Source organism: Pseudomonas sp. FP2300 (assembly GCF_030687595.1).
In the GTDB taxonomy this organism is placed as follows: Bacteria; Pseudomonadota; Gammaproteobacteria; order Pseudomonadales; family Pseudomonadaceae; genus Aquipseudomonas; species Aquipseudomonas bijieensis.
Genome location: NZ_CP117440.1, coordinates 3,023,883 through 3,037,040 on the forward strand (window position 1 = coordinate 3,023,883; position 13,158 = coordinate 3,037,040).

The 13,158-nt window shown below is 61.5% G+C and carries 11 protein-coding genes; 9 read left to right on the top strand and 2 right to left on the bottom strand.

Annotated features, from left to right (window positions below; all coding sequences use genetic code 11):
- Positions 1 to 161 precede the first annotated feature (161 nt).
- The gene (locus tag PSH86_RS13570) at positions 162 to 1,214 is read left to right on the top strand and encodes a YCF48-related protein (RefSeq protein WP_176688041.1); all 1,053 of its coding nucleotides are present in this window, start codon (positions 162 to 164) and stop codon (positions 1,212 to 1,214) included.
- Positions 1,215 to 1,257: 43 nt separating this feature from the next.
- Positions 1,258 to 3,633 carry an RND family transporter gene (locus PSH86_RS13575; protein WP_116832187.1) on the top strand — a complete coding sequence of 792 codons (2,376 nt, stop codon included), beginning with the start codon at positions 1,258 to 1,260 and terminating at the stop codon, positions 3,631 to 3,633.
- Between the two features lie 208 nt (positions 3,634 to 3,841).
- Here PSH86_RS13575 and PSH86_RS13580 read toward each other — a convergent pair whose 3' ends face one another.
- On the bottom strand, positions 3,842 to 4,561 hold the full coding sequence (locus PSH86_RS13580) for a FadR/GntR family transcriptional regulator (RefSeq protein ID WP_109756056.1): 720 nt from the start codon (positions 4,559 to 4,561) through the stop codon (positions 3,842 to 3,844).
- 251 nt (positions 4,562 to 4,812) lie between these two features.
- Positions 4,813 to 6,549, bottom strand: a complete 1,737-nt coding sequence (locus tag PSH86_RS13585; protein WP_305490243.1) for an IlvD/Edd family dehydratase — start codon at positions 6,547 to 6,549, stop codon at positions 4,813 to 4,815.
- A gap of 193 nt (positions 6,550 to 6,742) precedes the next feature.
- On the opposite strand from PSH86_RS13585, the gene PSH86_RS13590 reads away from it, so the two are divergent.
- From PSH86_RS13590 to PSH86_RS13620, 7 genes are all read left to right on the top strand, one after another.
- The gene (locus tag PSH86_RS13590) at positions 6,743 to 8,065 is read left to right on the top strand and encodes an MFS transporter (RefSeq protein ID WP_060741990.1); all 1,323 of its coding nucleotides are present in this window, start codon (positions 6,743 to 6,745) and stop codon (positions 8,063 to 8,065) included.
- 158 nt (positions 8,066 to 8,223) lie between these two features.
- Complete coding sequence (gene araD1 / locus PSH86_RS13595) at positions 8,224 to 9,216, top strand: AraD1 family protein (protein WP_305490244.1); 993 nt, start codon at positions 8,224 to 8,226, stop codon at positions 9,214 to 9,216.
- 12 nt (positions 9,217 to 9,228) lie between these two features.
- The gene (locus PSH86_RS13600) at positions 9,229 to 10,809 is read left to right on the top strand and encodes an aldehyde dehydrogenase (NADP(+)) (RefSeq protein ID WP_305490245.1); all 1,581 of its coding nucleotides are present in this window, start codon (positions 9,229 to 9,231) and stop codon (positions 10,807 to 10,809) included.
- A gap of 179 nt (positions 10,810 to 10,988) precedes the next feature.
- On the top strand, positions 10,989 to 11,327 hold the full coding sequence (locus PSH86_RS13605) for a DUF5629 family protein (RefSeq protein WP_109756061.1): 339 nt from the start codon (positions 10,989 to 10,991) through the stop codon (positions 11,325 to 11,327).
- On the top strand, positions 11,314 to 12,489 hold the full coding sequence (locus PSH86_RS13610) for a lactonase family protein (protein ID WP_163853981.1): 1,176 nt from the start codon (positions 11,314 to 11,316) through the stop codon (positions 12,487 to 12,489). Before PSH86_RS13605 ends, PSH86_RS13610 begins: the two co-directional genes overlap by 14 nt.
- Positions 12,490 to 12,645: 156 nt before the next feature.
- Positions 12,646 to 12,825 carry a hypothetical protein gene (locus PSH86_RS13615; protein WP_109756063.1) on the top strand — a complete coding sequence of 60 codons (180 nt, stop codon included), beginning with the start codon at positions 12,646 to 12,648 and terminating at the stop codon, positions 12,823 to 12,825.
- 173 nt (positions 12,826 to 12,998) lie between these two features.
- Complete coding sequence (locus tag PSH86_RS13620; protein WP_256594285.1) at positions 12,999 to 13,124, top strand: hypothetical protein; 126 nt, start codon at positions 12,999 to 13,001, stop codon at positions 13,122 to 13,124.
- Positions 13,125 to 13,158: the final 34 nt, after the last annotated feature.

Consider the following 13,158-nt stretch of genomic DNA (forward strand, 5'->3'; position numbering starts at 1 on the left):
CTCCCGGTTAACAAAAGATAACGTGGCGTCGATTGTCAGACCTTTCGAAAGCCCGATAGGATAGGTCAGCTTCCGAAGTGGCTCTAGATTGCAGGTTTCAGGACTATGCTCCAAGACTGGCAACGTACCAAGCCATAACAATAATAATGGGGGAAAGGTCTATGAATGAGCCTGTCATGGCTGTGGGCCGCAGCCGGCCGCCGATGCTGCGCAGGGTCGCGTTGCTGGCTTCGGCGCTCTCGCTGCTGGGCTCTGCCGTGTTATCGGCACCGGTGATGGCTGTTGCGGCGTCGACATCCGATGTCATCTATTCCGTCGAATCGGCCAAGGCCAGCAAAACCCTGATGCTCGATGTAGTCCACGCCGGCCAGCGCCTGGTGGCGGTCGGTGATCGGGGCCACATTGTCTATTCGGACGACCAGGGCAAGTCCTGGACCCAGGCCAAGGTGCCGACTCGCCAATTGCTTACCGCGGTATTTTTCGTCGATGACAAACACGGCTGGGCCGTGGGGCACGACGCGCAGATCCTCGCCAGCGATGACGGTGGCAGCACCTGGACCAAGCAATTCGAAGACCTGACCCGTGAAGCGCCGCTACTGGATGTCTGGTTCAAGGATGCCAGTAACGGTTTCGCCGTGGGTGCCTACGGTGCGCTGCTGGAAACCACCGACGGCGGCCAGCACTGGGAAAGTGTCAGCGACCGCCTCGATAACGAAGACCAGTTCCACCTCAATGCCATCGCCGCTGTGAAAGATGCCGGACTGTTCATTGTCGGCGAGGCCGGCAGCATGTTCCGCTCCGCCGACTGGGGGCAGACCTGGGAAAAGGTCGAAGGCCCTTACGAAGGCTCGCTGTTCGGGGTCATCGGCACCGCCCAACCCTCGACGCTGCTGGCCTACGGCTTGCGCGGCAACCTTTATCGCTCCACGGACTTTGGCGGTACCTGGGAACAGGTCGAGCTCAAGGCCGCTCGGGGCGCCCTGGAGTTCGGTCTGTCAGGCGCCACGCTGTTGGCGGACGGTTCCATCGTGATCGTCGGCAACGGCGGCAGCGTGGTGCGCAGCACCGACGACGGCGTGACCTTCAGCGTGTTCAACCGTCCGGACCGGATTTCCGTGGCAGCCGTTACGGCGGCAGGCAACGGCAACCTGATCCTGGCGGGGCAAGGCGGCGTGCGTGCCACCACGTCCACCGGCGCCGAACTGAGCAAATGAGTCAGGCCTGCAAGAAGGGCATAAAAACAAGAAGGCGGAACCCATGAGCAGTCATCACCAAGACAAGGCGACGTTCCTCGAGCGCCTGATTTTTAACAACCGCCCGGCAGTGATCGTCATTTGCCTGTTGGTCAGCATTTTCCTGTTCTGGCAGGCCACGCTGATCCGGCCATCCACCAGCTTCGAAAAAATGATCCCCCTCGAGCACCCCTTCATCCAGAAGATGCTCGAACACCGCAACGACCTGGCGAACCTGGGAAATACGGTGCGCATCTCCGTGGAAGCCACCAATGGCGACATTTTCTCCAAGGAATACATGGAGACCCTGCGCCAGATCCACGACGAGGTCTTCTACATCTCCGGCGTTGACCGTTCCGGGCTCAAGTCATTGTGGAGCCCGAGCGTGCGCTGGACCGAAGTGACGGAGGAGGGCTTCGCCGGTGGCGAGGTGATCCCCCAGAGCTATAACGGCTCGGCCGACAGCCTCGATCTGCTGCGCAACAACGTGCTCAAGTCCGGCCAGGTCGGGCGCCTGGTGGCCAACGATTTCAAGTCGAGCATCATCGACATCCCGCTGCTGGAGTCCTATCCGGATCCGCAGGACCAGGGCAAATTGCTCGCCCTCGACTACCGGAAATTTTCCCACGAGCTTGAAGACAAGATCCGCAACAAGTTCGAGGCCCAGAACCCGAATGTGCAGATCCATATCGTCGGCTTCGCCAAGAAAGTCGGCGACCTGATCGACGGCCTGGTCATGGTGGTGCTGTTCTTCGGCGTGGCGTTCGTCATCACCTTGATCCTGCTGTACTGGTTCACCAACTGCATGCGCAGCACCATTGCGGTATTGACCACTACCCTGGTGGCGGTGGTCTGGCAATTGGGGCTGATGCACGCCGCCGGTTTCGGCCTGGATCCGTACTCGATGCTGGTGCCGTTCCTCATCTTTGCCATCGGCATTTCCCACGGCGTGCAGAAAATCAACGGCATCGCCTTGCAGTCCAGCGAGGCGGACAACGCCCTGACCGCGGCGCGGCGCACTTTCCGGCAGTTGTTCCTGCCGGGGATGATTGCGATCCTGGCGGACGCCGTGGGCTTCATCACCTTGCTGATCATCGACATCGGTGTGATCCGCGAACTGGCTATTGGCGCCTCCATCGGTGTGGCGGTGATTGTGTTCACCAACCTGATCCTGCTGCCGGTGGCGATCTCCTACGCTGGCATCAGCAAGCGCGCGGTCGAGCGCAGCAAGAAAGACGCGACCCGCGAACATCCGTTCTGGCGCATGCTGTCGAACTTCGCCAGCGCCAAGGTCGCGCCGGTGTCCATTGCCCTGGCGGTGATCGCCTTTGGCGGTGGCCTCTGGTACAGCCAGAACCTGAAGATCGGTGACCTCGACCAGGGCGCGCCGGAACTGCGTCCAGACTCGCGCTACAACCAGGACAACAACTTCATCATCAGCAATTACTCCACCAGCTCCGATGTGCTGGTGGTGATGGTCAAGACCAAGGCCGAAGGCTGCTCGCGTTATGAAGCCATGGCGCCCATCGACGAGCTGATGTGGAAGATGCAGAACACCGAGGGCGTGCAGTCGGCGATTTCCCTGGTGACCGTGTCCAAGCAGATGATCAAGGGCATGAACGAGGGCAACCTGAAATGGGAAACCCTGTCGCGCAACCCTGATGTGCTGAACAACTCCATCGCCCGGGCCGATGGTCTGTACAACAACAGCTGTTCGTTGGCGCCGGTACTGGTGTTCCTCAACGACCACAAGGCCGAGACCCTGGATCGCGCGGTGAAGGCCGTGCAGGACTTCGCCAAGGAAAACAACCGTGACGGGTTGGAGTTCATCCTCGCCGCCGGTAACGCCGGCATCGAAGCGGCCACCAACGAAGTGATCAAGGAATCGGAACTGACCATCCTGATCCTGGTGTACATCTGCGTGGCGACCATGTGCATGATCACCTTCCGCTCCTGGGCGGCGACGCTGTGTATCGTGCTGCCGCTGGTACTGACCTCTGTACTGGGCAACGCCCTGATGGCCTTCATGGGCATTGGCGTGAAGGTCGCGACCTTGCCGGTGGTCGCCCTTGGCGTGGGGATTGGCGTGGACTACGGGATCTACATCTACAGCCGCCTGGAGAGTTTCCTGCGCGCCGGATTGCCGTTGCAGGAGGCCTACTACCAGACCCTGAAGTCCACCGGTAAAGCCGTATTGTTTACCGGCCTGTGCCTGGCCATTGGCGTGTGCACCTGGATCTTCTCGGCCATCAAGTTCCAGGCCGACATGGGCTTGATGCTGACGTTCATGTTGCTGTGGAACATGTTCGGTGCGCTGTGGCTGCTGCCGGCGCTGGCACGGTTCCTGATCAAGCCGGAGAAGCTGGCGGGGCAGAAGGGTAATTCGTTGTTTGCACATTGATCGAGGGCGAACCTGTCCAGTACAGCCCTAGTGGCGAACCCATGTGGGAGCGAGCGTGCTCGCGATAGCGGTGTGACAGTCAATGAAGGTGTTGAATGTCCGTCCGCCATCGCGAGCAAGCTCGCTCCCACAGGTTTTCTAGTGACCCACAGACTGATCATTCCAGCCAATCTGAGGTGTGCCACGTCGGGTGGTTGCCAGGGGGGGATCAGGAAGGATCGGCGCCCAGCACCACATTCAGCGCGCTACGGGCATCGTCCAACTGCACTAGGGTGGCATGGCGGGCGCCGAGGGCATCGCGGTTTTCGATGGCGGTGAGGATCGCCTTGTGCCGCGGCATCGCCAACTCGTGCAGGTTGGGCCGCTGGTTGGAGTGCTTGAGCGCTTCGGCGATGGCCACCGACAACATGTTGCACAGGTTAGCGAGTAGATCGTTGTGGGTGGCGTCGGCGATGCGGCTGTGGAAGTCCAGGTCCGGTTGCAGCACGGCCTCGGGGGTCGGTGCCGCTTCCATGCGCTGGTAGGCTTCGCGGATGGCGGCGATGTCGCTGTCGGTCGCGAATTGCGCAGCGAGGGCGGCAGCGGCCGGCTCGATGATACTGCGCACGCTGGTCAGCAAACCGAAGAATTCGTTTTGCGGGCTGCTCTGCATCAGCCAGTGCAGCACGTCAGGGTCGAGCATGTGCCATTCCCGGCGGGCCTTGACCACCGTGCCCACGCGCGGGCGCGAATACACCAGGCCCTTGGCGACGAGCACCCGTGTGGCTTCGCGCAGCACCGGGCGGCTGACCGCATACTCTTCGCACAACAAGGCTTCGGCGGGCAGTTTGTCATCCGGTTTGAAACGCCCGGAGACGATCTGCATACCCAGTTCCTGGACGATGCGCGCGTGCATGCTTTTGCGGTCGGAGGGTTTACGGTAATCCATGGGGGATGGCGCGATCCTGTGCGAAGGGGATGCTGCGCATGATAGCAGGCGCAGCGATGGCGGGTCGCTAGTGCGATTTTTTGAGGTGGATGCAGACCCCATTGTGGGAGCTTATGTGGGAGCTGAGCTTGCTCGCGATGAGGCCCTTCCAGTCAATATCTCTGTTGTCTGGCACACCGCAATCGCGAGCAAGCTCAGCTCCCACAAAAGCTTGCATCCCACAGGGGGATGCCACAAGGGGATGGATGGAGTCAATGGGAGTGGCGAGGCACCTCGGCGCCACGGCAGCCCACCAGGAAGTCGAAGTCACAACCCTGGTCCGCTTGCAGCACATGGTCGATGTACAGCTGGCGGTAGCCGCCCACCAACAGGTTCTGCGGTGGCGGCAGGTCGGCCAGGCGCGCGGCAAGTTCGGCGTCCGGGATGTCCAGGTGCAGGCGGCCGCTGGCGCAATCGAGCTCGATCCAGTCACCTTCCTTCACCGCGGCCAGAGGTCCGCCAGCAGCGGCTTCCGGTGCCACGTGCAGCACCACGGTGCCGTAGGCAGTGCCGCTCATGCGTGCGTCGGAAATCCGCACCATGTCGGTCACGCCCTGGGCCAGCAGCTTGGCCGGCAGGCCCATGTTGCCGACTTCGGCCATGCCCGGATAACCCTTCGGTCCACAGTTTTTCATCACCAGGATCGAGTTGGCGTCCACGTCCAGTTCCGGGTCGTTGATGCGGGCCTTGTACTCGTCGAAGTTCTCGAACACCACTGCGCGACCGCGATGTTGCATCAGCTCCGGCGTCGCGGCGGACGGCTTGAGCACCGCACCCAGCGGCGCCAGGTTGCCGCGCAGCACGCAGATGCCGCCGTCGGCGCGGATCGGGTTGTCCAGGGTGCGGATGACTTCGTCCTGGCCGTAGATCGGTGCGTCCTTGGTGTTCTCGCCGAGGCTCTTGCCGTTGACGGTCAGGGCGTTCGGATGGGGGATCAGGTTCGCTTCACCGAGACGGCGCAGCACGGCGGGCAGACCGCCGGCATAGTAGAACTCTTCCATCAGGAAGCGTCCGGACGGCTGCAGGTCGACGATGGTCGGCATGCCACGACCGATGCGGGTCCAGTCGTCCAGGTCCAGTTGCACGCCGATGCGCCCGGCAATGGCTTTGAGGTGGATCACCGCGTTGGTCGAGCCACCGATGGCGGCGTTGACGCGGATGGCATTCTCGAAGGCTTCCTTGGTCAGGATCTTCGACAGCTTCAAGTCTTCACGGACCATTTCCACCGCACGCATGCCGGACATGTGCGCCAGCACGTAACGGCGCGCGTCCACGGCTGGAATGGCCGCGTTGTGGGGCAGGGACGTACCGAGGGCTTCGGCCATGCAGGCCATGGTCGAGGCGGTACCCATGGTGTTACAGGTGCCGGCCGAGCGAGACATGCCGCCCTCGGCCGCGAGGAAATCGTCGATGGTGCTGGTGCCGGCCTTGACCTGCTCGCTCAATTGCCAGACCACCGTGCCCGAACCGATGTCCTGGCCCTTGTGCTTGCCATTGAGCATTGGCCCGCCGGTGACGACGATAGCCGGTACGTCGCAACTGGCGGCGCCCATCAGCAGGGCTGGAGTGGTCTTGTCGCAACCGGTGAGCAACACCACGCCGTCAATCGGGTTGCCGCGAATCGCCTCTTCCACGTCCATGCTCGCCAGGTTGCGGGTCAGCATGGCAGTGGGGCGCAGGTTCGATTCGCCGTTGGAGAACACCGGAAATTCCACCGGGAAGCCCCCGGCCTCGATCACGCCGCGCTTGACGTGCTCGGCGATCTGCCGGAAGTGCGCGTTGCACGGCGTCAGCTCCGACCAGGTGTTACAGATGCCGATGATTGGCTTGCCATGGAACTGATGGTCGGCGATGCCCTGATTTTTCATCCAGCTGCGGTACATGAAGCCGTTTTTGTCGGCGGTGCCAAACCATTGGGCCGAGCGCAGGGAGGGTTTCTTATCAGACATGATCGATTCTCTTATTGTATGACTATATTGTTCGAGCTGAAGCGTAACATAAGCGCAATTTACGCGGTTTGGAAGTGTTGTTGGGTAAATAGTATTACTATATAGTCCGATTCAACGGAGGGATTGTCCTGGCTGTCATTGGCGAGAGAAATCCCCCGAGGTTCCATAACAACAACAATCGGAGACCGGTCCCATGAGCCAGGAATTGCGGCTTATTCGTCGCATCACGCTGAAACTGATTCCCTTCCTGATCCTGCTGTACCTGATCGCCTATGTAGACCGCTCTGCCGTGGGCTTTGCCAAGCTGCACATGGGCGCTGACATCGGTATTGGCGATGCCGCCTACGGCCTGGGCGCAGGGCTGTTTTTCATCGGGTATTTCCTGCTGGAGATCCCCAGCAACCTGATGCTCGAACGCTTCGGAGCCCGGCGCTGGTTCGCCCGGATCATGATCACCTGGGGCGCCATCACCATCGGCATGGCGTTCGTCCAAGGCCCGCATAGCTTCTATGTGATGCGCTTTTTGCTGGGCGCGGCCGAAGCCGGGTTCTTCCCGGGCGTGCTGTACTACATCACCCAATGGTTTCCGGTGCGCCATCGCGGCAAGATCCTGGGCCTGTTCATTCTTTCCCAACCCATCGCGATGATGATCACCGGCCCGGTGTCCGGTGGCTTGCTGGGCATGGACGGCATCCTTGGCCTGCACGGCTGGCAGTGGCTGTTCATCGTCATCGGCCTGCCAGCGGTGCTGTTGACCTGGCCGGTGCTGCGTTACCTGCCGGATGGCCCGCAACAAGTGAAATGGATGGACCAGGCCGAGAAGGACTGGCTGACCGGTGAGCTGAAAAAAGACTTACAGGAATATGGTCAGACTCGCCATGGCAACCCGCTGCACGCCTTGAAAGACAAGCGTGTCTTGCTGCTGGCACTGTTCTATCTGCCGGTGACCTTGAGCATTTACGGCCTGGGCTTGTGGCTGCCAACGCTGATCAAACAGTTCGGCGGCAGTGATTTGGTGACCGGCTTCGTGTCGTCGGTGCCGTACATCTTCGGCATCGTCGGCCTGCTGATCATTCCCCGCAGTTCCGACCGCCTGAACGATCGCTACGGTCACCTGGCCGTGTTGTACGTGCTGGGCGCCATCGGCCTGTTCCTCAGCGCCTGGTTGTCGGTGCCGGTGTTGCAATTGGCGGCGCTGTGCCTGGTGGCGTTCGCGCTGTTTTCCTGCACTGCGGTGTTCTGGACCTTGCCCGGGCGATTCTTTGCCGGCGCCAGTGCGGCGGCGGGTATAGCGCTGATCAACTCGGTGGGCAACCTGGGTGGTTACATCGGGCCGTTCGTGATCGGCGCGTTGAAGGAGTACACCGGCAACCTGGCTTCCGGGCTGTATTTCCTGTCGGGTGTGATGGTCTTTGGCCTGGTGTTGACCGGCGTGGTGTATCGGTTGCTGGAGCGCAAGCATGTGCTGCCGGCGGATCAATTCGCGGCCAGCGCCCGGGGGGCAACGCGTACATAAATTTGCGGGTCGACCCCGATCAAACTGTGGGAGCGAGCCTGCTCGCGATAGCGGTTTTACATTCACCCATGATGTCGACTGTGAGATCGCATCGCGAGCAGGCTCGCTCCCACAGGGGACCGCACCGAATTCAAGTTTTGTTTACAGGGAGAAAATCCATGCGTTTAGTTCAGTTCGAATTGCCTGACGGCGAGCGCCGCGTCGGTGTGGTCGATGGCGAGCAAGTACGGGAAGTGCAGGGCGCCGGGAGCGTGCGCGACCTGGCGCTGGCGGCCATCGAGGCCGGTGTGAAGCTTGAGCAGCAGGTCAACAGCCTGGGCTTGGGCGCCAGCCATGACTACGCGCGGTTGCTCGCTGAGCTGCGCATCCTGCCTCCACTGGATCACCCGGACCCGGCGCACCTGCTGGTCAGCGGCACCGGCCTGACCCACCTGGGCAGTGCCTCGGCCCGGGACAAGATGCACCAGCAGGCTGGCGACGAAGCGACCATGACCGACACCATGCGCATCTTCAAGTGGGGTGTGGAGGGCGGCAAGCCCGAGGCCGGGCAGGCCGGTGTGCAACCGGAATGGTTCTATAAGGGCGACGGCAGTATTGTGGTCCGTCCGGGCCATCCGTTCCCGCTGCCGCCGTTCGCCGAAGACGCGGGCGAGGAGCCGGAAATCAGTGGCCTGTATGTCATCGGCCATGACGGCAAGCCGTATCGCCTGGGCTTTGCGGTGGGCAACGAGTTTTCCGACCACGTGATGGAGCGCAAGAATTACCTGTACCTGGCCCATTCGAAATTGCGCAGTTGCAGTTTTGGCCCGGAACTTCGCGTGGGTGAATTGCCTCAACATCTGTCCGGGACCAGTCGTATCCTGCGCAACGGCGAAGTGCTGTGGCAGAACGAATTCCTCAGCGGCGAGGCGAACATGTGCCACAGCCTGGAAAACCTGGAATTCCACCATTTCAAGTACAGTCAGTTCCTGCGCCCGGGGGATGTCCACGTTCACTTCTTCGGCACCGCGACCCTGTCGTTCGCCGACGGCATCCGCACGCAGCCGGGGGATGTGTTCGAAATCAGCCAGGCTGAGTTCGGCGCGCCGCTGGTCAACGGCATTGCCCCGGTGGACGCGGTGTTCAACCCGGGTACTATCGGCACACTTTAAAGGAGACTTGCGATGAACCAGATCCTTGGCCACAACTACATCGGCGGGGCGCGCAGCGCGGCCGGCCAGACTCGCCTGCAGAGCGTCGACGCCAGCACCGGCGAAGCCTTGCCCCATGATTTCATCCAGGCCACGGCAGAAGAAGTCGACGCCGCCGCCAAGGCCGCCGCTGCTGCTTATCCGGCCTATCGCAGCCTGAGCGCGGTGCGTCGCGCCGAGTTCCTCGAAGCCATTGCCGATGAACTGGATGCCCTGGGCGATGAGTTCGTCGCCGTAGTCTGCCGTGAAACCGCATTGCCGGCGGCGCGGATCCAGGGCGAGCGCGGTCGCACCAGCGGCCAGATGCGTCTGTTCGCCAAGGTCTTGCGCCGTGGCGATTTCTACGGTGCGCGCATCGACCGGGCCTTGCCGGAGCGCACGCCGTTGCCCCGTCCGGACCTGCGTCAGTACCGCATCGGCCTGGGCCCGGTGGCGGTGTTCGGCGCCAGCAACTTCCCCCTGGCGTTCTCCACGGCCGGTGGCGACACGGCGTCGGCCCTGGCCGCCGGTTGCCCCGTGGTGTTCAAGGCCCACAGCGGGCACATGGCGACCGCCGAGCACGTGGCCGATGCAATTATCCGTGCGGCTGAAAAGTCCGCGATGCCGGCCGGTGTGTTCAACATGATCTACGGCGGTGGCGTCGGCGAGTGGCTGGTCAAGCATCCGGCGATCCAGGCCGTGGGCTTCACCGGCTCCCTCAAGGGCGGGCGTGCCCTGTGCGACATGGCGGCCGCACGGCCACAGCCGATTCCGGTGTTTGCCGAAATGTCGAGCATCAACCCAGTGATCATGCTGCCGCAAGCGCTGGAGACCCGCGCCGAAAGTATCGCTCGCGACCTGACCGCTTCGGTGGTGCAGGGCTGCGGTCAGTTCTGTACCAACCCGGGCCTGGTGATTGGCATTCGCTCGCCGCAATTCACGGCCTTCACCCAGCAGGTCGCCGCGCTGATCGGCGACCAGGCGCCCCAGACCATGCTCAACGCCGGCACGCTGCAAAGCTACGGCAAGGGCCTGCAAAAACTGCTGGCTCACCCGGGCATCGAACGCCTGGCCGGGCGCGAGCAGCAGGGCAACCAGGCCCAGCCGCAGCTGTTCAAGGCCGACGCCAGTCTGTTGATCAAGGGTGACGAAGCGCTGCAAGAAGAAGTGTTCGGCCCCACCACGGTGTTTGTCGAAGTCGCCGACCAGGCGCAACTGACCGCCGCGCTGAACGGCCTGCACGGTCAACTGACCGCAACGATGATCGGCGAACCGGCGGATTTCGAACGCTTCAGCGAATTGACGCCGTTGTTGGAACAGAAGGTCGGTCGCATCCTGCTCAACGGTTATCCGACCGGGGTGGAAGTGTGTGATTCGATGGTTCACGGCGGGCCTTACCCGGCGACGTCGGATGCCCGTGGTACTTCGGTGGGGACTTTGGCGATCGATCGTTTCCTGCGTCCGGTGTGCTTCCAGAACTATCCCGACAGCCTGTTGCCCGAGCCGCTGAAGAATGCCAACCCGTTGGGGATCCTGCGGTTGGTGGATGGGGTGCCGGGACGCGAGGCGCTCTGACCTTCGCGGTGAGGCAGTTGCTGCAGCCATCGCGAGCAGGCTCGCTTCCACAGGGGATCTCTAGTGAATACAGAGTTTGTGTTCGCTGAAAATCCAAGTGTGGGAGCGAGCCTGCTCGCGATGGCGATCTGGCAGGCGAAAGTGCTTTCGAACCTTATGGCCCAAGGCCCACTCCCACATTGGGTTATCATGGCAACTTTCCCAATGACCGACTGATCACCATGACTGCCGTAACCGCCCCCCTCCTGCTCGCCCTCGAATCCTGCGACATGCTGATTATCGACAGGTTGCACGCGTTCGATTTTTACCTCGACGAGCAGGAGCAATTGCACGTCGAGTGCATGAACGGCCGCACCCGCGAGCACTGGCGTTTCACGCCGACGCAAATGCAGGCCGCGACGTTCGACAAAGCCGAGAATCACTGGATCATCACCAGCGATTCGGGCGACCACCACTTGGAGTGCGTGGAAGCGACCAGCGGCCACGACGATGAGGATGAGGAACATGAAGATGCGTAGTTTCTGGCCGCTGTTGATGGCTGGCAGCTTGGGTGCCATGGGCGTTCAGGCCGATACCAACGAACGTCATCAACTGCTGGTGGGGTCCTACACCGCCGGCCAGAGCCAGGGCATCTACCGCTTGCAATTCGACAGTCGCACCGGCCAGCTCGATGCCAATCCCTTGCAAGTCATCAAGACGGACAACCCTTCGTGGTTGACTCTCTCGCCCGACCTGACGCGGCTGTTCGTGGTCAACGAAAACGGTCCGGGCCAGAGAGACCCGGTGGGCAAGGTCAGCAGTTACACCATCGACCCGAAGACCCACGAACTGAGCCTGATCAACCAGGTGCAGTCCCTGGGCAACGAGCCGACTCATTCCAGCCTCAGCGGCGATGGCCGTCATTTGCTGGTCAGCAACTATTCGGTGGTGGAAGACCCGGGTGGCACCCTGGCGGTGTTGCCGGTGGCCGCTGACGGCAAGTTGTCACCCCCGGTGCAGTTGAGCAGCCATCAGCCGAGCCGGGTCAATCCCGAGCGGCAGATGTCGGCCCATGTGCATGCCGCCGTGTCCTCTCCAGATGGCAAGTACGTATTCGCCAACGACCTGGGGGCGGACAAGGTGTTCATCTACCGCTATGACCCCAAGGCCAATCCCGAACTACCGTTGACCGCCGCCGCCCCTGCCTTCGTGCAGTTACCACCCGGCAGCGGCCCGCGTCACCTGCTGTTCAGCGCCGATGGCAAGCATGCCTGGCTGACCATGGAAATGAGCGCGCAAGTGGCTGTGTTCGATTACCAGGACGGACACCTGACCCAGCGCCAATTGGTGGACCTGGCGGCTGGCAAACCTCAGCCGGGTAGGGCGGCAGCCGCGCTGCATGCTTCCGGGGACGGGAAGTTTCTCTACGTCAGCAATCGTGGCACCACCAATGAAATACTGGTGTTCGCCATCGACCCGGTCGCCGGCACGCTGAAAGAGCTTCAGCGTCGCTCGGTCGAAGGCGATCATCCTCGGGAGTTCAGTCTCGATCCGAGTGGCAAGTTCCTGCTGATCGCCAACCAGAAGAGCAACCAGATCGTGGTGCTCGAGCGCGATTCCAAGACCGGCCTGCTGGGTAAAACCGTGCAGAAATTGCCGGTGGATGCCCCCAGCGACCTGAAGTTCATCGTCCGTCAATAGACCGCAGGCCGCGTTTTTCGTGGCCCGCGCCGTTGTATCAACGAGACTGATATTCGCTAGTACTACAAAGCATTTCAAGACGAGACGCCTCGGCGCGTAAGTTTGCTTCACGGCCCAACCGGGCAAGCCAGCCAACTGAATCCGAGGTCTACCGCCATGAATCTGAATCTCTTCTCTGTAATCGCCGCTTCCGCTATCTCCGCCACCGTGGCGCTGCCAGCCAGTGCCAACATCGAGATCAGCGACAAAAGAAACCGCACCCAGAGCTACACCGAGAAATACCTGCAACAAAGCGCCAACTTCTATGCCGCGTTGGACCACAAGACCCAACACTGAAATATCGCCCAACGACAGAAGCCTGCGATCTTTTCATCTTCCCTGACGTTCAGGTGGAGAGAAAAGATCGCAGGCTTCGCCGTTTCCAGTGAAATCCTACTGTAATATCACTTGGCCATGTGTTTAAATTTGACGCTGACAAATTGACTCCTTTACCGATAAGGATCGACACCATGGCGATGCGTCTGGCAGTGATGCTGCTGTTTCTCTACTCGACTCCAATTGTTTCAGCCGCTCAGCCGGATTCCGCTGAGTTGGAAGTGGCGCGTGAGCGATTGTTGAGTTTGCTGAGTGACTGAGTGGGTCTGCTTAGAGATTTTGCGAGAGCAAGGC